Here is a 20,842-nt window from a genome sequence, read left to right on the forward strand (position 1 = left end):
GTGGATGAGAGTATGACTTCAATTAAAGTGCACTGTTTAGTGAGTTGTTTTTGTGAAATTATAAAAAGGCGTAGCGACATTGATTTTCGTCCATTTTATTTTGGACTATGGGATGGAGATTTTGATATAACAGAAGGCGGAATTATTTCGTATCACTCTGAAAACATTAACCATGATCATTATTTACTTTGGTTTGAAAAATTGTACGGTATTAAAGTAAACGAATGGTATGATCATGCAAAAGATAAAGATAGCAATGTAGAAATGTTTTTAGAATTAGTAGAAAACAAGTCGGAAAATCGTTATGTCATTGTAATGGTTGATATGTCTCTATTACCAGAGAGGGAAAATAAATTTCATCAAAAACCGTTTCCACATTATTTAATGATATCAAAAACAGAGAAAGAAGAAGAGTGGTTCATGCTAGATCCTGATTTTCGTTGGGAAGGGAATATGGAAAGAGAAAAAGTGCTTCACTCTATTCAAGATAACCCATTTGGTGGAGGATATTTCATTGATATAGAAGGAATTGGGGAGCCAACACAAGAAACAGTAGCTAGTTATTTCACAGAAACATTCAAAAAGAACGACAATGAACTGACTATGGAACTGAAAAATTTAATTGTAAAAATGGCAAATGAGGAAGAAGGATATGCGCTTTCTGGACTTGTAGCAGCAGTAAAACAAATACCAGTACTTGCAATTCGTAAATATAGTTATGAGCATGCCTTTGCATACTTCCGTGAAACGTTGCAATATTCGGAGGAAGAATTTGATTATTGGTGTGATCGGGTAGAGGATATTGTACAAGGATTTACAAATGTACAGTATCGTGCAATTAAAATGGCGATGACGAACAATAAAGATATGCTAGTAGCGATTATTAAAAAACTGGATGAAATGAATGCAATTGAGCTGCAAATTAAGAAGGAATTAGAGAGACAGTTTCTATCATGGAAAGGCATGAAAACAAATCAGTCTGTCGTAACTTTTTAAGAAGCTAACTGAATTTAAGATAGGGGAGTTTAAAGCTATGAAATATTCGCTATGTACCATTTCATTTCGTCATCAATTAATTTCATTTACTGATATTGTTCAATTTGCATATGAAAACAGTTTTGAAGGAATTGAATTATGGGGGACTCATGCACAAAATTTGTATATGCAAGAGCGTGAAACGACAGAACGAGAATTGAATTTTCTAAAGGATAAAAACTTAGAAATTACGATGATAAGTGATTACTTAGATATATCATTATCAGCAGATTTTGAAAAAACGATAGAGAAAAGTGAACAACTTGTAGTACTAGCTAATTGGTTTAATACGAATAAAATTCGCACGTTTGCTGGGCAAAAAGGGAGCAAGGACTTCTCGGAACAAGAGAGAAAAGAGTATGTGAAGCGAATACGTAAGATTTGTGATGTGTTTGCTCAGCACAATATGTATGTGCTGTTAGAAACACATCCTAATACACTAACAGACACATTGCCTTCTACTATAGAACTATTAGAAGAAGTAAATCATCCGAATTTAAAAATAAATCTTGATTTTCTTCATATATGGGAGTCTGGCGCAGATCCAATAGACAGTTTCCATCGATTAAAGCCGTGGACACTACATTACCATTTTAAGAATATATCTTCAGCGGATTATTTGCATGTGTTTGAACCTAATAATGTATATGCTGCAGCAGGAAGCCGTATTGGTATGGTTCCGTTATTTGAAGGTATTGTAAATTATGATGAGATTATTCAGGAAGTGAGAGACACGGATCTTTTTGCTTCGTTAGAATGGTTTGGACATAACTCAAAAGAGATATTAAAAGAAGAAATGAAAGTATTAATAAATAGAAATTTAGAAGTAGTAACTTCGTAATGTGAAATGATGTGAGAGTCTCGTTTAGAGGCTCTTTTTTTACGGTAAAAAAATAACCAAAAATTTCCATGTATTTTAATTTGAATTTAACACAATTTATATATAAATAAGGAGGTGATTGGTAATGGCTAGAAATCGTAATTCTAATCAATTAGCATCACATGGAGCACAAGCAGCTTTAGATCAAATGAAGTATGAAATTGCACAAGAGTTCGGTGTACAACTTGGAGCTGATACTTCTTCACGTGCAAACGGTTCTGTAGGCGGTGAAATCACAAAGCGCCTAGTAGCGATGGCAGAACAACAGCTTGGTGGCGGATATACTCGCTAAATGTAGAAGGTTATAGGAGAAAGGAAGGATTCTTCCTTTCTTTTTTTTTCAATTAATTGGTATGGATATATAGCGAACAGAATTCAAAGAATAGAAGTAATACTATATTTTACCCAATTTCTTTTGTTGTGAATGGGAAGTATTAAAGGTGTAATAGCCCTGGTGGAATGAAAATTATGTTCCAGCAGGGCTATTATATGGTAAGAAATATATGATGAAAGGTTCCGAAATCAACATGTTAAAAAAAGAAAACTGTTGTTTAATTGCGCTTGCATCAGTTCCACTTGTCATGACATTAGGGAATTCAATGCTCATTCCAATCTTGCCGACAATTGAAAAGAAATTACATATTTCATCGTTTCAAGTATCCATGATTATTACAATTTACTCTATCGTAGCCATTTTACTTATACCGATTGCTGGTTATTTATCAGATAGATGGGGACGAAAGATGGTAATGGTTCCGAGTTTGCTGATTGCGGCTATAGGAGGAGCGATAACTGGTTGGGTATCATGGAAAGTTGATAATCCCTACATTTGGATACTAATCGGTAGAGCGATTCAAGGTATTGGTGCTGCTGGTGCAATGCCGGTTGTTATACCGTGTGTTGGTGATTTATACAAAGATGAAAAACAAGTTAGTACAGGTTTGGGAATCATTGAGACATCCAATACATTTGGAAAAGTGTTGAGCCCTATTTTAGGATCTGCTCTTGCTGCCATTGTATGGTTCTTACCATTTTGGGCGATTCCAGTTTTATGTGTCGTATCAATTGTTTTATTGCTGGTATTAGTAAAGGCAAAAAAACAAGAAGGGGAAGTACCGCCATTAAAAGAGTTTATTCGATCTATTATCTCTACGTTTCGAGAAAAGGGAAGATGGTTAATTGCCATTTTTGCATTAGGTGCAATTATTATGCTTATTTTATTCGGAATTCTCTTTTATTTGTCGACTATACTGGAATCAAAGTATGACATTCATGGTATATGGAAAGGGTGTGTGCTTGCTATCCCGTTACTTGTATTGTCACTTAGTTCCTATATGGCCGGTAAAAAAATTGGAGATAATCAAAATGTTATGAAGAAGTGTATTTATATTGGTTTTTTAATGGCAGCTGCATCAGTCATCATTCCTTTATTTATAAAAGGGATTTACTTACTACTTCTTTGTCTCGTTATTATGGGGATAGGAATTGGTATGGCACTCCCATGTTTAGATGCCCTCATTACACAAGGAATTGAAAAGGAGCAAAGGGGAACGGTTACGTCCTTTTATAGTTCAATGCGATTTATCGGTGTAGCAGCTGGACCACCTTTATATTCTTTTTTTATGAAAGGGGCGGACCATGAAGTGTTTTATTTGACAAGTATTTTCGCTGCCATTGGTGCTGTTATAGCAATCATTTGGATTAAACCAGCAAAAGATGCAAAGACGGTAAAACAGAAACCGGAACCTACTTCATAATTTGTAAGAGAATTGCATGATGTTTTCAGTAACATGCAATTCTCTTTCGTTCATTAAGAATAAATAACTTGTTTTAACATGTAAAGCGCGACACCCCATATGATGAGACCAGAAAATTTATTTAATAATAAGATTGTCTTTCCGGTTGAGTCTAGTCTTTTTAGAAATTTCCCCGCCAAAGCTAAGCTTATAAACCAAATCCAAGAAACGATAATAGTTGCAAGTGTAAAAGCCCATTTTTCACTTCCTATGTATTGAATAGAATTTGTTCCAATTACACCGATTGTGTCTAAAATTGCATGTGGATTTAATAACGAAACTGATGCTGCGAAAAGGATTTGCTTTTTTAAGGGCATACTTTTTTCTTGTTTTACATCGTTGGAAGGGTTACTTCTCCAAATAACAAAGCCCATATATAGGAGAAAGAAAAATCCAATTATATATAACGAGTTAGTTAACCAAGAAAAAGTAAGGAGTACAAGGGAGACACCTTGCACCGCAATCAATATGAGTAACGTATCACATATAGAGGCAGTTAATACTACAGGGGCTGCCCTCCAAATGTTTGGTTGGCTAGCACCTTGGTTAAAGACAAAAACATTTTGTACACCTAATGGAATGATAAGTCCAAATGCAAGAATGATACCATGAATAATTGCTTCACTCATCATATTACCTCCTATTTTAATTCATTATGATAGTGTATATTGTATAGAAGAAATGAAAATTTGTATCCATCCATATGGTTGGGGAGGTTACCAACCAAAAAGAATATAAGGTGATATGATGGAAAGATTCGTTTGGAAACCGAATATGTCTCTAGCGACGCCGCTGTATAAACAAATAGAAACGTATATAAAAGAAAGGATCGTTAATGGAGAATGGACTGTTGGAACAAAATTACCTTCACAAAGAGATTTGGCCCATACATTTGGTGTGAATCGAAGCACAATTGTAATGGCTTTCGATGAACTAGTTGCGAAGGGATATATTGAAGGGAATGGCAGGAAAGGAACAATTGTTGTAAATAATAATGAGAATGCTTCAACATACGCACCCCCGCCTAATTGGCAGTCTTATGTAGAAACAGGAGTTCATTATCCGAATCTCCCAGCTATTCAAGAGATTAATCAAGCTGAATTTTATCCACATGTAATTCGATTAGGAACGGGTGAGCTCGCGCCGAGTCTCTTACCTGAGAAAAAGATGAAAGAAATTATGAATAAGCTTTTAAAGTCAAATGTGACGCTTGGGTATGAAGAGCCGAAAGGAAATCTTTATTTAAGGGAAAAGATTTCCGAATACTTAAAGGAGCATGGCGTATATGTATCTCCTGCCTCTATATTAATTGTTTCAGGAGCAATTCAAGCGCTGCAACTTATTTCTATGGGGCTTCTTTCGAAAGGGGCATCAATCTTATTAGAGAAACCATCCTATTTGTATTCGCTTAATGTTTTTCAATCAGCAGGGGTACGTTTAATTGGAATCCCAATGGATGAGAGCGGGTTACATACATCATATATTAAGAAATATAAGAAGCAATTCAATGCCTCTATTTTATATACAATCCCGTCTTTTCATAATCCGACGAATTTTAGTATGAATACTAAGAAGCGAAAAGAAATAATGGAAGTATGTAATGAAATTGGATTACCTATTATAGAGGACGCAGTGTATCAAGACTTATGGTTTGATGCACCTAGTTCGAAACCTTTAAAAGCCTATGATAAAAATGGAATTGTACTACATATTGGAAGCATGTCCAAAGTAATTAGTCCAGGTTTAAGAATTGGATGGATTGTTGGACCCGAGCCAGTAATTCAAAGATTGTCAGACATAAAAATGCAAACAGATTATGGTTCAAGCACTATATCCCAGCAAATTGCAGCAGAGTGGTTTACAAATGGTCTATATGATGAGCATTTGCGATTTGTAAGAAGTGAATTGAAAAAACGAAGAGACTTTATGTTACTAATGTTAGATAAATATCTTCATGAAATAGCAACTTGGCATGAACCAACAGGCGGGTTTTATATATGGGTACATATAAAAGTACCCATTTCATATCGCAGTTTATTTGATAAAGCTCTGCAAGAAAAGGTTTTATTAAACCCAGGTACTTTATATGATAGAAGTGCAAATCAATTTTTGCGCCTATCGTATTCATACGCAACGTTAGAAGAAATTGAAATAGGTATAAAAAAACTCGCACAACTAATGAAAAAGTAAGAGGAGAAAGTAATGAAACAATATGTAATTTGCCAAATGATCAATGGAGAAAAATATTTAGCTGCTTATGCGGAGACGAAGCAAGAGGCGATTGAAAAAGCAGAACTGTTAGGATTAAGAACGGGAAATCGTTACATAGTTGTTACTGCAGAGGAAGCCGAAGGGTTAACGTACCCTTAAACAATGTACGAGATTATATAAGAAGTAAATAAGCCTAGTAATATAAGAAATTACTAGGCTTATTTACTATTAAGTTGTTAAACGTTCTCGTATTTATATGCAAAGTAATAATATTATGAGTCAAGTTGACGGAAAAATCGATTTGTCTTTCGGTCTTGATTTCCTTTTCTATACTCATCGATATATTGCCTAAAGTTCCAAGCTTGTAAAAATTTATTAGCAGAGTTATAACCAGAATTGTAAAGCCATTCTTTTTCTTCCTTTGTCAGTTCAAAATTAGTACTTGTAATCGTTCCTGTTGGAATTGTAATGGTTCTTGCTTTTGATTCCTTATCTAAATGACGTAAATCATGAGCTTGCATCATTGTTTTAAATAGTCCTTTGAACATGGAAATAGGCTCGTTATAGTGAGCAGGGTCAGCTTGAATCTCATCTTTTACAAAATGAAATCCGAAAGTCGGCCAGCGAGGAGCGGTAGGTGAATCGAAGATCCAAATTGGATAATTACTTAGAATTCCTCCATCAACCATATAACAAGGCTGCTTCCATTTTGGAGTTCTCCATTTTACGGGTTCAAAGAAGAAGGGGATTGTACTACTCATTCTTACCGCTTTAGCGATAGAGAAGCGATAATTTAAAAATCCGTAGTTTGGTAAGTCGTCAGGAAAGACAACCATTTTACCATTACTAATGTCAGAGGCAATGATTTTGAGTTTGTTTAGATCTGGTAAATCAGTAAATAAATGAACACCTTTTTTTCGAAGTAATTCTTCAATCCATTCTTCTATAAATACATTAGAGTATATACCTAGAGTAGTCCATGCACTTAGTCCCTTACCGATAAAAGGAATTCTATCAATAAAAGTTCTTTTCGTAAATTTATTATAATCAATATCAGTAATAATCGTTTTTAACTCTGAACAAGAATATCCTGCTGCTAGGAGCGCTGCAATAATCGAACCAGCCGATGTACCAGCTACACGTTCCCATTCATAACCTTTTTCGGCTAACGCACAAATTGCCCCGACATGCGCAATACCGCGCACACCGCCTCCTTCAAAAACACCATCAATCTTCATTAAACATACTTCCTTTCGAATGAAAGATTTGGAAATGGCAAAAAAGCACGTATGGTACGTGCTTTTTTACAATAGTTTTTAAGTTTACTAGCAGCCTACAAAGCCGCCCCAACAGCTAGCTCCGATGATGATTAGAAGGATAAATAAAACGATTAATAAAGCGAAACCTCCGTAACCACAACCACCACAGCTACCGCCGTAACCGTAACCGCCGCAACTATATCCGTAACCCATGTGGAATTCCTCCTTATATTAAAAATGAAAATGAACGAGGGGAAAATGTACTGGAAGAACTAAAGAATTATCGTGTTTGTAGGAACAATGTATAGTATGCTTTTTTAAACTTGTTCGCGTACGAAGGATAAGCCCGTTTTTTGGAGGCTTGTTGATTTTGTAAAGAATGAAGTATAATCTTTGTACTATGATATAATTAAGTATGTAAATGTAAGGAGAATTTATGAATAAAAAAATTGAAGTATTAATTGATAAATATGAACTAACACACTTGAAAGAGGAACTTATTAATACTGTATTTCCTTGTATAAAAGTTGTGCCAAAGCAACAGGAAACTGTTGCGATAGGTAGTTCGAAAATGGGGGGAGTTCCTGATTTACCAGCTTTGTTTGAATATCCAAAGCATAAAGGAAAGCCACTACAATTTATCGCGCAATTTAACTTAAGTGATTTACAAAACGTTGGTATGGATCACAATCTTCCTAAGACGGGGATGCTGTATTTCTTTTGCATTGAAAATTATTTTGAAGAAAATGTGAATCTAACAGAAGCTGGGCGTGTACTTTATTATGATGTTCCTGTAGAGCAATTACGAAGAGAAAATGAAATACAAACGAAATATAACCAGTGTGCAATTACTTTTGAACTGACATACAAATTACCAGAGCTTTTCATTGAAGATGAGGCTGATTCAGATCGTTTCTTACAATTACTTGAAGAGCTAATTCCGGATAACTACGATAACCATCAAATGTTTGGTGAACCATTCTCTGTACAAGAAGAAGTGTTATATGAGACAGGAGAATATATGGGAGTAAACCCGCAGCAAATGACTCTTTTATTCCAAATTGATTCAGATCATAAAAATTGTAATATGGTTTGGGGAGAACTAGGGATGCTATATTTCTGTATTAGTAATGAAGATTTGAAAAATCAACGTTTTGAAAATACATGCTGCGTATTACAAACTTGCTAATGAAAAAAGGTTGTTCTTTTAAAAAGAACAACCTTTTTATGTGAATTAGTTAATATGCATAATCTCATATGACCTATACGAAAAAGTATTGTATACTCTGAAACTATACGATACTTTTTCGTATAGTTATAGAATGTAAGGAGTGACAAGATGGGAAAGACAAGCAAGTATGTGACAGCTGCCGCACTTTGTTCAACTATAGTAATGGGAGGCTTACAAGCGTCATCTGTATCTTATGCAGCTACAAATCCGACTGCAGTGACAGCACAATCAGATGTAAAGTTATTAGATGATTTCAGAAAAGAATTAAAAAAACAGATTGATAATCGAGAAGAAAATATTACAATCACATATAAAACAAAAGATAGAAATGCTAGAAATATTATGGATCAATTGTATGGTGAGTTTAATAAAATTGTAGATGCTGATGAGTATGTAAAGTATAATGTAGCGTCTACTAGATATTCTATTAAAGGAATGCCAGGGAACTATACGTTTACACTACAAGTGAAATACCGTGAGTCAAAAGAACAAACTCAATATGTAAAAGCGCAGGCGAAAGCAATTGTTGGATCAATTGTAAAACCAGGGATGGATGAGCATGAGAAAGTAAAAGCTATTCACGATTACGTTGTGAAGCATGTGTCTTATGATACGTCTTATCAAGCGTATACAGCATATGAAGCGTTAGCGAATCGTTCTGCCGTTTGCCAAGGATATACTTTATTAACGTATGAGTTGTTAAAAGAGGCAGGTATTCAAAACCATATTGTAACAGGCACAGGAAATGGACAAGCTCACGCGTGGAATTTAGTGAACATCGAAAACAAATGGTATCACCTAGATACTACATTTGATGATCCAGTACCAGATAAAGCAGGGCGTATAACTTACTCATATTTTAATATGTCTGACGAACAGTTAAGTAAAGATCACGAATGGGATCGTAGCAAATATCCAGCGGCTACTACAAGTTATTTTGGTGAATTAACAAATAAAATAAAAGCTGGTAGCTCAAAAACTATCATATATGAGCAAATGTTAAAAGAAACAAATTTACAATACTTATCTGCAGAATACGGAGCAGAAAATTATAATGAATTTAAGCAAAAGTTGCAGCAAAAGTTTGCAGCAAAACCAGAAAAAGTAGAAGTACGGTATAAGCAATCCATGGATGGAACGATGCAAGATATAAAGAAAGTATTAAATGAAATAAATTGGCCAAAAGGTGCAAAGCGTGTGTCTTATCAAGTAGCACCTTATAGTGCACTGGCGGGTTATTCATTGGCGACAATTTCATTTACGTATTAAGAAATGAGAAAGAGCATCTGTAAAAGATGCTCTTTTTATATTTGTTGATCACTTTAAAATATTGGGAATTATGTGATAAAATAAAAAGGAGAGGATGTGAATGCTGAATGAACTTGTTCGAAAGTAATATTTTTACATTGATATATACTTGTTTAGTAATCGGACTTATCGTTTTGTTTTTCATATCATTTACTTTGTTTATTAGAAGAGTATTACAAAGCAGTGCTGCAAAGAAACACCACGTGATTAATATGAACCAGAAGCTAGATCGAATTATTGAATTGCTTGAAAAAGATAAGAAATAGCGATAGAAGAAGTATGAAAAGGGGAAAGAGAATGGCCAATTATATAAAAGAATTACGTGAAAAAGTAGGGCATGATTATGTTTTCTTAAACTTTGCCGGTGGTTGTGTATTTAATAAAGAAGGAGAAGTATTACTGCAAAAAAGAGGAGACTTTAACGCTTGGGGCTTTCCAGGTGGCGCAATGGAGATAGGAGAATCGGCTGCGGAAACTGCAATCCGAGAAATAAAAGAAGAAACAGGGTATGATGTAGAAATAAATGAGCTTATTGGAGTGTATACAAAATATTTTCAATCATATCCAAATGGAGACAAGGCACAGTCAATTGTGATGTGTTTTTCATGCTCAATAGTTGGGGGCGACAAAAAAGTAGATGGTGATGAAACGTTGGATTTGAAGTTTTTCCCGTTAGACGACATGCCACCGTTATTTTGTAAACAGCATGAAGATTGCCTGCAAGATTTATTGGAGAAAAGAGTAGGGGTATATCGTTAACATATAAAAAAGAAGCTAAATGAGATTAGCTTCTTTTTTATGTTTTATTTATTTCCACCAATCATCAAACATTGACGCTGGTACTTGTCTTTTATGCTCACTCACTGTGTAACGTTTTTCAATTTTCTCTGCAACGTCAGCTGGAACTGCTTTACCTTCTAAATAATCATCTAATTGATCATAAGTAATACCTAACTCTGTTTCGTCAGCTTGACCTGGTTTTTCATCTAATAAATCAGCTGTTGGCATTTTTAAGTAAAGTCGCTCGTCTGCACCTAACTCTTGTAATAATGCACGTCCTTGGCGCTTCGTTAATCCCGTTAATGGTAATAAATCTGCACCACCATCTCCGAATTTTGTAAAGAACCCTGTTACAGCTTCTGCAGCGTGATCTGTTCCGATAACAAGTAGCCCTTTTTGTCCACCAATTGCATATTGAGTAACCATACGGATACGTGCTTTCACGTTACCTTTATTGAAATCTGTTAATGATTCACCCAATAAGTTTTCATATTGATTTGAAAAAGCATCAACAGTTGAAGCAATATCAAATGCAACAGATTGATCTGCTTGAATGAATTGTAATGCTAATTGTGCATCATCTTCATCTTTTTGTACTTTATAAGGAAGACGTACGGCGATAAACGTTACATTACCACCTTCGTTACGAATTTCTTCAACTGCAAGTTGTGCTAAGCGTCCTGCTAATGTAGAGTCTTGGCCGCCGCTAATACCAAGTACAAATCCTTTTGCGCCTGTTTTTTTTACATAATCTTTTAAGAAATCAACTCGTTTACGAATTTCAACTTTTGGATCAATTACAGGCTGAACATGTAATGCTTTCATAATCTGTTCTTGTAATGTCATTATGTTTTCCTCCTATTCATATTAAAGCGGTAAATAAGTTTATATGTATAATGGTACATACTTCTATCCTTTATTATTTCGCAAAACTAACGAATATACAATAGGATGTGTGTATGAATATGAATGTAGTCATTATAAATAAAGTACTACGTATAAGCAATTTTTTTAAACCTTTCAAAACTGTAAGGTTTTTGTCATTTGAATCGATGGAAGGTATTTCCGTACTTTACTAATATAAAAACATAGTTAGTAGAAAGAAGGGCGGAGAAGTAATATGAACATTAGAGAACTCGCATATCGGAATGTAACGCGAAATAGACGGACATACTCAGCCTATTTTTTGAGTAGTGCATTTGCTATTATGGCCTTTTTTGTGTATTCATTTTTTGCGTTTCATCCGGCATTAAGTGCAGGAGAATTGGGTCAGTACGTATTCGTAAGTATGTCTTTTGCACAGTCTATTATTTACTTATTTACATTCTTCTTTATTTTATATTCGATGGGAATGTTTTTAAAAACGAGAAAGCGTGAGCTAGGAATTTTAATGATGCTAGGTATGATGAAATATCAATTAAAGCGTCTTATCTTTTTTGAAAATATTATGATTGGAATAGGGGCAATTATTTTTGGTATTCTTTCAGGTATGTTATTTTCAGGGGTATTAATATTTGTCGCCCCGATGATATTAAAACTAGATATCTCCTTATCCTATTACATACCGATGAAAGCAATTGTTGTAACGAGTATTATGTTTTTCATATTATTTATGATCATATCATTGTTTAGTGCAGGAATGATTCGTAAAAATAAAATTATGAAGTTGTTTAGAGGTTCAGCAGAGGCAAAACCGGAACCGAAAGCATCAATCATTTCTTCAATATTAGCAGTAGTATTGCTTAGTGCTGGCTATGTAGGAGCTCTTCTATCGCATGGCGCAATGGTATTTATTATGATGATTCCTGTTACAACGGTAGTTATTATTGGGACGTATTTGTTGTATAAGCAGCTGAGTGTCTTTATTATTCGATTATGTAAAAAAAGTAAACGTTTCTATTGGACACAGACTAATATTATTACGTTATCAGATTTAGCGTATCGCATGAGAGATAACGCAAGAATGTTCTTTATTGTAACCATTATTTCTACTGTAGCATTTTCAGCAATAGGGACATTAGTTGGCTTCGCATCCATGACGAAAGGGATAATGGAGAGACCAATTGCGTTTCATTACCATTCTAAGCAAGGGAATAGTAACGAATCACAACATATACAAATGATTGACAAAGGATTAAAGAAACATAATATAGCAGCTTCAAAAACTAATATTTCGACAAAGAAAACGGAGGAACAGTCGTTAAGAAGCGCCACTTTTATAAAAGAATCAGACTATAAGGAATATGCAAAGTTAACAGGAGAACCATTTAATACTGTAGCAAATAAAGAGGTTGTATTTTTGTCAGCTGATATACCAGGGCCAGCGATGAAAGAAAGAAAAGAAATTACTTTACCCAATATGAATGAAAGTTTAAAGGTGAAAAAAGTTACTTCATCTTCATTGGGGAAAATATTAAGAGGAAATGTTTATGTAATCTCTAATAATCAATATGATTCATTACATGATGGATTTATAGAGACAAAAGATTATATGTATAAAACTGAAAGAACGAAAGATGAGATTGAAATTGGTAAAGAGCTTACTCATCAAATTAAACCGTATCAAGAACAGTCAACGTTTAGTGCGGAAGAGTACGAACAAAACCAAAGTTTACAAATTGCAGGACCGATTTTATTTGTAGGTTTCTTTATTGGTATAGTATTTTTCGTTTGTGCAGGAAGTTTCCTTTACTTCCGTTTATTCGCCGATTTGGAGGATGATGTTCGCTTGTTCGAAATGATTCGAAAAGTTGGATTGACGAGTGGGGAATTATCGAAGGTAGTTACAATTCGATTGGCGCTTTTATTCTTCGTTCCAATTGGTGTTGCAACATTACATGGGGCAGTAGCCTTAACTGCGTTAGGGCAAATGTTTGAGTACTCATTGTTTAAAGAAAATACAGTTGTATTAAGTATTTTCATAGGTATTCAAGTTGTATACTTCTTACTTATAAGATCCCGTTATGTAAAACAATTGAAAGAGAGATTACGTATGCATTAAATGTGTTTTTTTAACTCGAGTACAAAATTTTCTAAAAAGAGGCAAGTATTGCCAAAAAGTGATAAAATGGAAAAAGCGAGGTGAAAAAAATTAATATAGAGTAAGGGGGGAGAAATATGAAAGCAACAGGAGTTATTCGAAAAGTAGACGAATTAGGACGAATTGTTATCCCTAAAGAATTACGCGATGTATTGGGAATACAAATCAAATCACCGCTTGAAATTTTTGTAGAAGCAGATAAAATCATTTTACAAAAATATCAACCTTACAATGCTTGCCAAATCACAGGTGATGTTTCAGAACAGAACATATCATTAGCTAATGGAAATATTACTGTTGGGATAGAGGGAGCGGAATATTTAGTAAAAGAAATAGAAAAGTTTTTAAACAAGAGTGAGGTTTAGTCTTAATTTATATTATTTTTCAAATTACATATCATTCTTTTAAAAGAATGTAAGAGGACCATTAATTGGTCCTCTTATTTTGGTTATTAGTTGAACGACATGGGGTGTTACTTCCTACAAATCATAGGGAAAATAAAAAAGTAGTATAGAGTTAGTAAATGATGTTGAGAAATATTTGAAAAGAAGGAAAACAAAAAGAATAAAACGAATGTTACATTTACACGTATTCAAAAGTGGTCTGAAATGAAAATAATACATTTTCAGGAGGGATTACGATGAGTAGTACAGTGAATAAACAAAAAGGTATACAATTGATTCCGTTTACCGTAAATAAGGTGGTAGAACAAGTAAATGAAATTCCACCAGGTGTACAAATGATTCACGCTCCGCAAGTATGGGAAAAAAGTGTGAAGGGGCAAGATGTAGTCGTTGCCGTATTAGATACAGGGTGTGATACTAATCATATAGATTTAAAGGATCGTATTATCGGCGGAAGAAATTTCACAAAAGATTATGAAGCTGATCCAAATGTGTATCTTGATAATAACGGACATGGTACTCATGTAGCGGGGACGATTGCCGCAACTGAAAATGGTGTCGGTGTATTAGGAGTTGCACCACTTGCTAAAATGTTAGTATTAAAAGTTTTAGCGGGAGATGGTTCTGGAAGTTATGAGCAAATTATTGAGGCAATTCATTATGCTGTAAATTGGAGAGGGCCGAATCAAGAGAAAGTGAGCATTATTTCAATGTCACTTGGTGGTCCGCAAGATGTTCCAGAATTACATGAAGCAATTCAAAATGCGGTAAAGCAGGATGTTCTCGTTGTATGTGCTGCTGGAAATAATGGAGATTGCGATGATGAAACAGAGGAACTAGATTTCCCAGGTGCTTACTCTGAGGTAATTGAAGTTGGTGCTGTTAATTTAGAGCGGAAGATTGCATGTTTTAGTAATTCAAATCAAGAAATTGATCTAGTAGCGCCAGGTGATGAAATATTATCTACGTATCCAGATGGGAAATATGCTGTGTTAAGTGGAACTTCCATGGCGACGCCGCATGTTGCTGGGGCGCTCGCCTTGCTCATTAAACAGTGTGAGAAAGAATACGGTCGAAAGTTATCAGAGCCGGAAATATATGCACAACTCATTAAAAGAACTGTACCTTTAGGGTACGAACGTACATCTGAAGGGAATGGATTAATAGATTTATTAAAAGAATAGCCATATTAAAAAACATCTCATATTCATATGAGATGTTTTTTAATATGGCTCTGTCGCATGTAATACAACTTGTAACAAACCTGGGAATCTAGCATTTAAATCTTCTTCACGAATTGAAATGAAACGTTGTGTTCCTTCAAGGCGTGTGTACATAACACCTGACTCACGTAAAACTTTGAAATGGTGAGATAAAGTTGATTTCGCAATAGGAATGTTTAAAGCACCACAAGATTGTTCATTTTTCTCTAGTAACATATTTACAATTTGTAAACGAATTTGATCGCTAAGTGCATATAAGACAGAAGAAAATTGAATTTCTTCTCGATTTGGATGATAGAGTGTACGCATATTTCACCTACTTGTATAAGTTAAGATATTTGCACTATAACATATAAAGTGATATATTTCTATTGTTCGAATATATTCGAACAATAGAAATATAGGGGGAGAAAAAATGAAGTATACAAAATTGCAAAAGGCAGGATTAAATATTTCAAAGTTGGGTTTAGGTACAAATGCAGTAGGGGGACATAATTTATATGCTAATGTGAATGAAGAAGAAGGAAAGCAATTAATAGAAGAAGCTATTCAGCAAGGGATTACATTTTTTGATACAGCAGATTCATATGGTGTCGGTAGATCTGAGGAATTGGTAGGAGAAGTATTAAAGGGAAAACGCCATAAGTTTATACTTGCTACAAAAGGTGGAATTCAACCGTTATTAAATGGAGAAACGTATATTAACAATGAACCAAGTTATTTAAGAAATGCTGTGGAGAATAGCTTAAGAAGATTACAGACTGATTATATTGATTTATATTATTTACATTTTACAAATCCTGAAACAAGTTACATAGATTCAATCGGAGAGCTTACTCGTTTAAAAGAAGAAGGGAAAATTCGTTCAATTGGAATATCGAACGTAAATATAGAACAATTAAAAGAAGCGAACCAACATGGTCATATAGATGTTGTACAATCTCCGTACAATATGTTAGAACGTACGGCTGAGGAAGAACTGTTGCCGTATTGTATAGAAGCGGGTATCTCATTTATTCCATATGGGCCTCTTGCTTTTGGAATATTAGGCGGGAAATATACAGAAGGTTTTAAATTAAACAAAGTCGATTGGCGCCAAAATGTAAATCTATTTGAAGAAAATACATATAAGAGTAACTTTAAGAAAGTGGAAAAGTTAAAAGGGCTAGCTAAAGAAAATGATATTGAAGTGTCTCATTTAGCGTTAGCATGGTTATTAAATAAAGAAGGAATTGATACTGTTATACCTGGTGGAAAGCGGGCAGAGCAAATAAGAGAAAGTGTGAAAGCGGTACACGTTTCATTGAATGAAAGAGTCATGAAAGAAATCCAATCTATTTTAGAAGATTAGTGAAACAGAGGGATAGTACCCTCTGTTTATATAAGGAGAAGGTCTAAATGAACAGAGTACTAGCTGTATTTTTCACGATAATGTTTATGATCGGTACAGATACTTTCTTAATTTCACCACTGCTGCCGATATTACAACAGGTGTATCATGTTTCAACTGAGCTGTCAGGATGGATGGTGAGTTCGTATGCTCTAGGGTATGCTGGATTTGCGCTTATCGCTGGTCCTATATCAGATGGATTAAACAGAAAAAAAGTGATGGTACTAGGTATGAGTTTTTTTGCAATAAGTACGTTTTTGTGTGGAATTGCACCGAGTTTTTTATGGATGCTAACATTTAGATTTTTAGCAGGTGTAAGTGCAGCTTTTGTATCTCCACAAGTGTGGGCATCCATTCCGCTCCTTATAGAGAAAAAGCAAATTGTGAAAGCAATTGGGGTTGCAACAGCAGGGTTATCAATCTCTCAAATTTTAGGGCTGCCACTAGGAGCTTATTTAGCAACGATACATTATACAATCCCATTCTATTTCATTGGTATATTATCAGCACTACTTGTCATTCTTATTTATGTTGTATTACCAGAAATACAGTCGGTTCATATAGGTGGAAATAAAAAAGTTATTTTACAGCGTTATAAACAATTACTTACAGATTCAAAGGTTTCACTTTCTTATTTTGCATACTTTGTTTTTCAAACCGGAAATTTTGCTGCATTTTCATTCTTTGGTGTATGGCTTTCCATGCAATTTGGCTTACAGGTTCATGAAGTAGGTACGGCTATGCTTGTACTAGGATTAGGAAATTTAGCTGGTAATATTTTTGGCCCTAGACTTGTAAATAAAATTGGATACAATCTTTCTTTCTATGGTGGAATTGTATTTACGGCAGTGTTATATGTAATACTTCCCTATTTAAAGAATCTTATTTTTGTTGAATTCTTTTTCTTTGTTTTATTTTTTGTGACAGGAATTTTGTTTGTATTAATGATGGGACATTTACAAAACATGTCTACTATAGCACGGGGAACAGGTGCTGCCCTTGCTAACGCCTCGATGTACATTGGTCAAATGATTGGTGCGGTAATAGCAGGAATGTTATTTGCAACATCTCACAATTTTATACTAGTAGGTAGCTTTACTGCGTTATTATATGTTGTAGCTTTATTTCTGTTTAGAAAAAGTGAAAATATTAGTAAAGATAATGAAAAAGGAATTGCATCATAAAGTTTTAGCAAATCAAAAAACAATTTTTTAGGATAAGTCTAAAAGTTGCTTTTTGATTGCTTAGTTGCTGTATTTTTAATAATTCGTCGTTGAGCTGTATGATTGAAAAGGATTTGTAATAAAATTATGGGAAAATAAAAAACCCCTAAATAGATAGGGGTTTATATATCGGCATATAGCTCCTCGGAAAAGGATATACCTAGTTTAACATATAGGAGTACTTATAATTGTGAAATAGATGTGAAAGTAATGTGAAAAATGTTGTAATAAAAAGCACTGTTTTAGCTAATGTAGCTAAAACAGTGCTTTTCTCTTTGATTGAACAGTTGCAGCATTTTCATCATGTATACCTGCATCTTTAATAATTCGTTGTTTTGCTTTATTTAATAGATGGTTTACTGCTTCACCAAAATAGTTAGCTTCGCTTTTTGTGCGGGCTTCTCGTAAACATTTATAGTTTTCTAGCAGTTCCTCTTTTTCGGAGTTTGTTAAGAAATCTTCTATTTTCTTTTTTGTCATACGAAACACCCTTTCTCCTGACAAACGACGCAATAGAAAATATTTATTTCTCATTATAACAATAATTTTAAAAGAAAGTATACACTAACGTCGCAATAATTTGTCAATTTCTTGAATCTTCTCATCAGCTTTCCCAATTTGCGTATTTTTAGCCTGTTCGCCACCAAGAGCTTGATGTAGTAAGAAAGTTTGACCGGAAATAGCAGTTACAATGGATACTTTTATAATTTCTTTTATTGCGGTGACATCGAATAAAACGAGTCCAAGAAGTGCAGCTAGGCTACCGGTAAAAACATCAGTTAAAAATCCAAAGTGAAAAAAAGTTTTCAAACGGCGTGGAAGCAATAACTTACCTTGGTTATTGATTAGATGGGAAACGAAGCCAGTAATGCCACCAACGAGAACAGCGGTTAGCCATTGATACATTTCCATCGAATCCACTCCTTTTAGTGAATAAGATTCGATTATTTTATATTGATTCCTTTTAATATTTCATATAAGCATATTGAGAAAGTTTGTTTGGGTATATTTTGTATTCAATTTAATTATAACAGAAAATTTCGATAGATTTTAGTCTATTATATGAATCATGTTTACAATAATATGAATGCAGAAAGGGGTGCGTCATATGAATATAGATTATCGAATAAGAAGTGTAGATGGTTATACAAAAAAAATAGGGGAATTAGTAAGCATGCTTGAGCATACGAGAGCTGTAACATTAGGCGAAGTAAAAAATTTATCAGTTGAGCAATTAGATTTAATTATGCAGAGCAATGGAAATTCAATTGGCGCCTTATTAAAGCATATAGCAGCTATTGAAAAAGTTCATCAGCTTATTTCATTTCAAGATCGTGACTTTACAAAAGAAGAATTAGAAATATGGGAAGATGCATTGTATTTAGGGGAAGCAGGTAGAGCGATCTGTGGTCATGAAATACAGTATTATGTACAACTTCTACAAAGTGTTCGAGAAGAATCTCTGAAGTATTTAAGTGAACAAGGTAATGAGTGGCTCATGTCAGAAAGAAAGTGGCCTAACGGTGTAGTATATAACCAGCACTATCTTTGGTTTCATGTGCTAGAAGATGAAATTAGTCACCGAGGACAAATTAGAATGCTCAAAAACGAGTTATTTGAAAATTACGTTAAATGATGTAGCTTTTTATAGGAGAATTCCATATAATGAGAGTAATTAAAATAAGAACGGGGTGATGTATTATGGCGAAAATAACTTATATGAATAATAAACCAAATACAAAGGTGGATGGAAAGGGCGAAACGATATAAGTGAGCGCACTATCCTTCCACTTAGCTTAAACTAGGGAGGATATCAATTTGAATCAAAATATTTTAGAATCGTATGGCTGGGATTCTTTTTTTGAGGAACAAGCTGTAGAGAACTTTGAAGTAGGGCGTATTTTACTTGAGCATAAGCATATATATCGAATTATTTGTAATGACGGTGAATATATGGCAGAACTGTCTGGAAAGTTTCGGCATGAAGCAGTAACGAAGGGAGATTATCCAGCTGTTGGTGATTGGGTGTATATAAAGAAAATAGAGAATGAAAAGAAAGCTATCATTCATCGTATTTTTCCGAGAAGAAGCTCTTTTTCTAGACAAGAGGCTGGTACTCGAACGGAAGAACAAGTAATAGCAGCAAATGTAGATTATTTATTTTTAGTAAATGCACTTAATCATGATTTTAATGTTAGAAGGATGGAACGTTATTTATTATTAGCGTATGAAAGTGGCGCTATGCCAGTTATTGTTTTAACAAAGAGTAGTATATGTAATGATGTAGAACAGAAAATTGTAGAAACGGAAGCTATAGCAATTGGTGTTCCTATTTTCGTTGTTGATAGTTTAGAGCATACAGGTATTGATTCGTTGAAACAATTCGTTTCTTCAGGGAAAACAATTGCTTTAGTTGGGTCATCAGGGGTAGGAAAGTCAACTTTGTTAAATGCGCTAATAGGAATTGAGGTAGCAAAAACGGGAGATATACGTGAAGAGGATAGTAGGGGGAGGCATACTACAACGCATCGAGAGTTATTTCAATTGCCAAGTGGCGCTCTCGTAATTGATACTCCCGGCATGAGAGAATTGCAACTTTGGGAAGGAAGCGAAGCGATTCAAACAACATTCTCTGATATTGAAAAACTTGCGACAACATGCCGTTTCCGTGATTGTAAGCATGAGAATGAACCAGGATGCGCGGTGCATAGTGCAATTGATAACGGACTTATTACGATAGATCGTTTGAAAAGCTATAAAAAATTACAAAGAGAACTGGCGTATTTTATGAGAAAACAAGATGCAATCCTTGCCAGAGCAGAGCGTGATAAGTGGAAAAAGCTTTCTAAACAACATAAAAAAATGTAAAAATCAAAGGGTGCCCCTTTGGTTTTTTCTATTTGTAAATTTTATAATAATATTATTTATATATATAGACAAAGGGAAATTAATTGTTTAAACTTTACAAAGTATTCATCATAATAGGTTATGAAAATAATAATTAGGGATTGGGAAATATTCATAATTAACTCAATTTAACTTTTAAATTTGAAAATTAGGAG

General features: G+C 34.3%; 24 protein-coding genes. 17 read left to right on the forward strand and 7 right to left on the reverse strand.

Features of this window, described 5'->3' with window-relative positions; all coding sequences use genetic code 11:
• The first annotated feature begins 12 nt into the window (after positions 1 to 12).
• From AC241_RS10025 to AC241_RS10040, 4 genes are all read left to right on the forward strand, one after another.
• Complete coding sequence (locus tag AC241_RS10025; protein ID WP_050843313.1) at positions 13 to 996, forward strand: DUF6005 family protein; 984 nt, start codon at positions 13 to 15, stop codon at positions 994 to 996.
• 37 nt (positions 997 to 1,033) lie between these two features.
• Positions 1,034 to 1,876: a sugar phosphate isomerase/epimerase family protein gene (locus AC241_RS10030; RefSeq protein ID WP_050843314.1), complete on the forward strand. Its 843-nt coding sequence runs from the start codon at positions 1,034 to 1,036 to the stop codon at positions 1,874 to 1,876.
• A gap of 124 nt (positions 1,877 to 2,000) precedes the next feature.
• On the forward strand, positions 2,001 to 2,207 hold the full coding sequence (locus tag AC241_RS10035; protein WP_000113545.1) for an alpha/beta-type small acid-soluble spore protein: 207 nt from the start codon (positions 2,001 to 2,003) through the stop codon (positions 2,205 to 2,207).
• A 235-nt stretch (positions 2,208 to 2,442) separates the two neighbouring features.
• The gene (locus AC241_RS10040) at positions 2,443 to 3,672 is read left to right on the forward strand and encodes a bacillibactin exporter BcbE (protein WP_016081985.1); all 1,230 of its coding nucleotides are present in this window, start codon (positions 2,443 to 2,445) and stop codon (positions 3,670 to 3,672) included.
• 53 nt (positions 3,673 to 3,725) lie between these two features.
• Here the strand turns inward: AC241_RS10040 and AC241_RS10045 are convergent, their stop codons facing one another.
• On the reverse strand, positions 3,726 to 4,340 hold the full coding sequence (locus AC241_RS10045; RefSeq protein WP_001287303.1) for a LysE/ArgO family amino acid transporter: 615 nt from the start codon (positions 4,338 to 4,340) through the stop codon (positions 3,726 to 3,728).
• Between the two features lie 118 nt (positions 4,341 to 4,458).
• Here AC241_RS10045 and AC241_RS10050 point away from each other — a divergent pair, with 118 nt between their 5' ends.
• Positions 4,459 to 5,901, forward strand: coding sequence for an aminotransferase-like domain-containing protein (locus AC241_RS10050; RefSeq protein ID WP_050843316.1), 1,443 nt, complete (start codon positions 4,459 to 4,461; stop codon positions 5,899 to 5,901).
• A gap of 12 nt (positions 5,902 to 5,913) precedes the next feature.
• Positions 5,914 to 6,081, forward strand: coding sequence for a DUF3933 family protein (locus AC241_RS10055; RefSeq protein WP_050843318.1), 168 nt, complete (start codon positions 5,914 to 5,916; stop codon positions 6,079 to 6,081).
• A gap of 113 nt (positions 6,082 to 6,194) precedes the next feature.
• Here the strand turns inward: AC241_RS10055 and AC241_RS10060 are convergent, their stop codons facing one another.
• The gene (locus tag AC241_RS10060) at positions 6,195 to 7,160 is read right to left on the reverse strand and encodes a patatin-like phospholipase family protein (protein WP_000686807.1); all 966 of its coding nucleotides are present in this window, start codon (positions 7,158 to 7,160) and stop codon (positions 6,195 to 6,197) included.
• An 87-nt stretch (positions 7,161 to 7,247) separates the two neighbouring features.
• Positions 7,248 to 7,394, reverse strand: a complete 147-nt coding sequence (locus tag AC241_RS10065; RefSeq protein WP_000540425.1) for a YjcZ family sporulation protein — start codon at positions 7,392 to 7,394, stop codon at positions 7,248 to 7,250.
• Between the two features lie 223 nt (positions 7,395 to 7,617).
• Between AC241_RS10065 and AC241_RS10070 the strand changes: the two genes are divergently transcribed.
• The 4 genes from AC241_RS10070 to AC241_RS10085 all read left to right on the forward strand — a co-directional run bounded on the left by AC241_RS10070 (position 7,618) and on the right by AC241_RS10085 (position 10,479).
• The gene (locus tag AC241_RS10070) at positions 7,618 to 8,370 is read left to right on the forward strand and encodes a YwqG family protein (protein ID WP_016081983.1); all 753 of its coding nucleotides are present in this window, start codon (positions 7,618 to 7,620) and stop codon (positions 8,368 to 8,370) included.
• Between the two features lie 150 nt (positions 8,371 to 8,520).
• On the forward strand, positions 8,521 to 9,681 hold the full coding sequence (locus tag AC241_RS10075; protein WP_048564628.1) for a transglutaminase domain-containing protein: 1,161 nt from the start codon (positions 8,521 to 8,523) through the stop codon (positions 9,679 to 9,681).
• Positions 9,682 to 9,788: 107 nt separating this feature from the next.
• The gene (locus AC241_RS10080) at positions 9,789 to 9,986 is read left to right on the forward strand and encodes a DUF4083 domain-containing protein (RefSeq protein WP_001048102.1); all 198 of its coding nucleotides are present in this window, start codon (positions 9,789 to 9,791) and stop codon (positions 9,984 to 9,986) included.
• A 31-nt stretch (positions 9,987 to 10,017) separates the two neighbouring features.
• Positions 10,018 to 10,479 carry an NUDIX hydrolase gene (locus AC241_RS10085; protein ID WP_000024996.1) on the forward strand — a complete coding sequence of 154 codons (462 nt, stop codon included), beginning with the start codon at positions 10,018 to 10,020 and terminating at the stop codon, positions 10,477 to 10,479.
• A 48-nt stretch (positions 10,480 to 10,527) separates the two neighbouring features.
• Here the strand turns inward: AC241_RS10085 and nadE are convergent, their stop codons facing one another.
• Positions 10,528 to 11,346 carry an NAD(+) synthase gene (nadE, locus tag AC241_RS10090; protein WP_000174904.1) on the reverse strand — a complete coding sequence of 273 codons (819 nt, stop codon included), beginning with the start codon at positions 11,344 to 11,346 and terminating at the stop codon, positions 10,528 to 10,530.
• Positions 11,347 to 11,620: 274 nt separating this feature from the next.
• Between nadE and AC241_RS10095 the strand changes: the two genes are divergently transcribed.
• From AC241_RS10095 to AC241_RS10105, 3 genes are all read left to right on the forward strand, one after another.
• The gene (locus tag AC241_RS10095) at positions 11,621 to 13,501 is read left to right on the forward strand and encodes an FtsX-like permease family protein (RefSeq protein WP_048565068.1); all 1,881 of its coding nucleotides are present in this window, start codon (positions 11,621 to 11,623) and stop codon (positions 13,499 to 13,501) included.
• Positions 13,502 to 13,617: 116 nt separating this feature from the next.
• Positions 13,618 to 13,905 carry an AbrB/MazE/SpoVT family DNA-binding domain-containing protein gene (locus AC241_RS10100; protein ID WP_000648324.1) on the forward strand — a complete coding sequence of 96 codons (288 nt, stop codon included), beginning with the start codon at positions 13,618 to 13,620 and terminating at the stop codon, positions 13,903 to 13,905.
• Positions 13,906 to 14,180: 275 nt separating this feature from the next.
• A complete protein-coding gene (locus AC241_RS10105; protein ID WP_043935044.1) occupies positions 14,181 to 15,128 on the forward strand; it encodes a serine protease in 948 nt (315 codons plus the stop codon).
• A 39-nt stretch (positions 15,129 to 15,167) separates the two neighbouring features.
• Here AC241_RS10105 and AC241_RS10110 read toward each other — a convergent pair whose 3' ends face one another.
• Positions 15,168 to 15,476: an ArsR/SmtB family transcription factor gene (locus tag AC241_RS10110; protein ID WP_001259903.1), complete on the reverse strand. Its 309-nt coding sequence runs from the start codon at positions 15,474 to 15,476 to the stop codon at positions 15,168 to 15,170.
• Positions 15,477 to 15,582: 106 nt separating this feature from the next.
• Between AC241_RS10110 and AC241_RS10115 the strand changes: the two genes are divergently transcribed.
• Positions 15,583 to 16,518, forward strand: a complete 936-nt coding sequence (locus AC241_RS10115; protein ID WP_050843320.1) for an aldo/keto reductase — start codon at positions 15,583 to 15,585, stop codon at positions 16,516 to 16,518.
• Positions 16,519 to 16,565: 47 nt separating this feature from the next.
• Positions 16,566 to 17,741, forward strand: a complete 1,176-nt coding sequence (locus AC241_RS10120) for an MFS transporter (RefSeq protein ID WP_050843322.1) — start codon at positions 16,566 to 16,568, stop codon at positions 17,739 to 17,741.
• Positions 17,742 to 18,035: 294 nt separating this feature from the next.
• On the opposite strand, the gene AC241_RS10125 is transcribed toward AC241_RS10120, so the two are convergent.
• Positions 18,036 to 18,260, reverse strand: coding sequence for a hypothetical protein (locus AC241_RS10125; RefSeq protein ID WP_000162602.1), 225 nt, complete (start codon positions 18,258 to 18,260; stop codon positions 18,036 to 18,038).
• A gap of 84 nt (positions 18,261 to 18,344) precedes the next feature.
• Positions 18,345 to 18,692, reverse strand: a complete 348-nt coding sequence (locus AC241_RS10130; RefSeq protein ID WP_000426321.1) for a DUF4257 domain-containing protein — start codon at positions 18,690 to 18,692, stop codon at positions 18,345 to 18,347.
• Positions 18,693 to 18,888: 196 nt separating this feature from the next.
• On the opposite strand from AC241_RS10130, the gene AC241_RS10135 reads away from it, so the two are divergent.
• Together AC241_RS10135 and rsgA are read left to right on the forward strand one after the other, a co-directional pair.
• Complete coding sequence (locus AC241_RS10135; protein WP_043935046.1) at positions 18,889 to 19,416, forward strand: DinB family protein; 528 nt, start codon at positions 18,889 to 18,891, stop codon at positions 19,414 to 19,416.
• A 182-nt stretch (positions 19,417 to 19,598) separates the two neighbouring features.
• Positions 19,599 to 20,648: a ribosome small subunit-dependent GTPase A gene (gene rsgA, locus AC241_RS10140; RefSeq protein WP_043935047.1), complete on the forward strand. Its 1,050-nt coding sequence runs from the start codon at positions 19,599 to 19,601 to the stop codon at positions 20,646 to 20,648.
• Positions 20,649 to 20,842: the final 194 nt, after the last annotated feature.

The organism is Bacillus thuringiensis (assembly GCF_001182785.1).
Classification (GTDB): domain Bacteria; phylum Bacillota; class Bacilli; order Bacillales; family Bacillaceae_G; genus Bacillus_A; species Bacillus_A thuringiensis_S.

Excerpts from the sequence above, each read along its gene's own strand:
- AC241_RS10070 (WP_016081983.1), top strand. The coding sequence starts at position 7,618 with ATGAATAAAAAAATTGAAGTATTAATTGATAAATATGAACTAACACAC.
- AC241_RS10025 (WP_050843313.1), top strand. The coding sequence starts at position 13 with ATGACTTCAATTAAAGTGCACTGTTTAGTGAGTTGTTTTTGTGAAATT.
- AC241_RS10050 (WP_050843316.1), top strand. The coding sequence starts at position 4,459 with ATGGAAAGATTCGTTTGGAAACCGAATATGTCTCTAGCGACGCCGCTG.
- AC241_RS10120 (WP_050843322.1), top strand. The coding sequence starts at position 16,566 with ATGAACAGAGTACTAGCTGTATTTTTCACGATAATGTTTATGATCGGT.
- AC241_RS10060 (WP_000686807.1), bottom strand. The coding sequence starts at position 7,160 with ATGAAGATTGATGGTGTTTTTGAAGGAGGCGGTGTGCGCGGTATTGCG.
- AC241_RS10095 (WP_048565068.1), top strand. The coding sequence starts at position 11,621 with ATGAACATTAGAGAACTCGCATATCGGAATGTAACGCGAAATAGACGG.
- AC241_RS10045 (WP_001287303.1), bottom strand. The coding sequence starts at position 4,340 with ATGAGTGAAGCAATTATTCATGGTATCATTCTTGCATTTGGACTTATC.
- nadE (WP_000174904.1), bottom strand. The coding sequence starts at position 11,346 with ATGACATTACAAGAACAGATTATGAAAGCATTACATGTTCAGCCTGTA.
- AC241_RS10035 (WP_000113545.1), top strand. The coding sequence starts at position 2,001 with ATGGCTAGAAATCGTAATTCTAATCAATTAGCATCACATGGAGCACAA.
- AC241_RS10100 (WP_000648324.1), top strand. The coding sequence starts at position 13,618 with ATGAAAGCAACAGGAGTTATTCGAAAAGTAGACGAATTAGGACGAATT.
- AC241_RS10075 (WP_048564628.1), top strand. The coding sequence starts at position 8,521 with ATGGGAAAGACAAGCAAGTATGTGACAGCTGCCGCACTTTGTTCAACT.
- AC241_RS10080 (WP_001048102.1), top strand. The coding sequence starts at position 9,789 with ATGAACTTGTTCGAAAGTAATATTTTTACATTGATATATACTTGTTTA.
- AC241_RS10065 (WP_000540425.1), bottom strand. The coding sequence starts at position 7,394 with ATGGGTTACGGATATAGTTGCGGCGGTTACGGTTACGGCGGTAGCTGT.
- AC241_RS10085 (WP_000024996.1), top strand. The coding sequence starts at position 10,018 with ATGGCCAATTATATAAAAGAATTACGTGAAAAAGTAGGGCATGATTAT.
- AC241_RS10135 (WP_043935046.1), top strand. The coding sequence starts at position 18,889 with ATGAATATAGATTATCGAATAAGAAGTGTAGATGGTTATACAAAAAAA.
- AC241_RS10030 (WP_050843314.1), top strand. The coding sequence starts at position 1,034 with ATGAAATATTCGCTATGTACCATTTCATTTCGTCATCAATTAATTTCA.
- AC241_RS10105 (WP_043935044.1), top strand. The coding sequence starts at position 14,181 with ATGAGTAGTACAGTGAATAAACAAAAAGGTATACAATTGATTCCGTTT.
- AC241_RS10110 (WP_001259903.1), bottom strand. The coding sequence starts at position 15,476 with ATGCGTACACTCTATCATCCAAATCGAGAAGAAATTCAATTTTCTTCT.
- AC241_RS10055 (WP_050843318.1), top strand. The coding sequence starts at position 5,914 with ATGAAACAATATGTAATTTGCCAAATGATCAATGGAGAAAAATATTTA.
- AC241_RS10115 (WP_050843320.1), top strand. The coding sequence starts at position 15,583 with ATGAAGTATACAAAATTGCAAAAGGCAGGATTAAATATTTCAAAGTTG.
- AC241_RS10130 (WP_000426321.1), bottom strand. The coding sequence starts at position 18,692 with ATGGAAATGTATCAATGGCTAACCGCTGTTCTCGTTGGTGGCATTACT.
- AC241_RS10040 (WP_016081985.1), top strand. The coding sequence starts at position 2,443 with ATGTTAAAAAAAGAAAACTGTTGTTTAATTGCGCTTGCATCAGTTCCA.
- AC241_RS10125 (WP_000162602.1), bottom strand. The coding sequence starts at position 18,260 with ATGACAAAAAAGAAAATAGAAGATTTCTTAACAAACTCCGAAAAAGAG.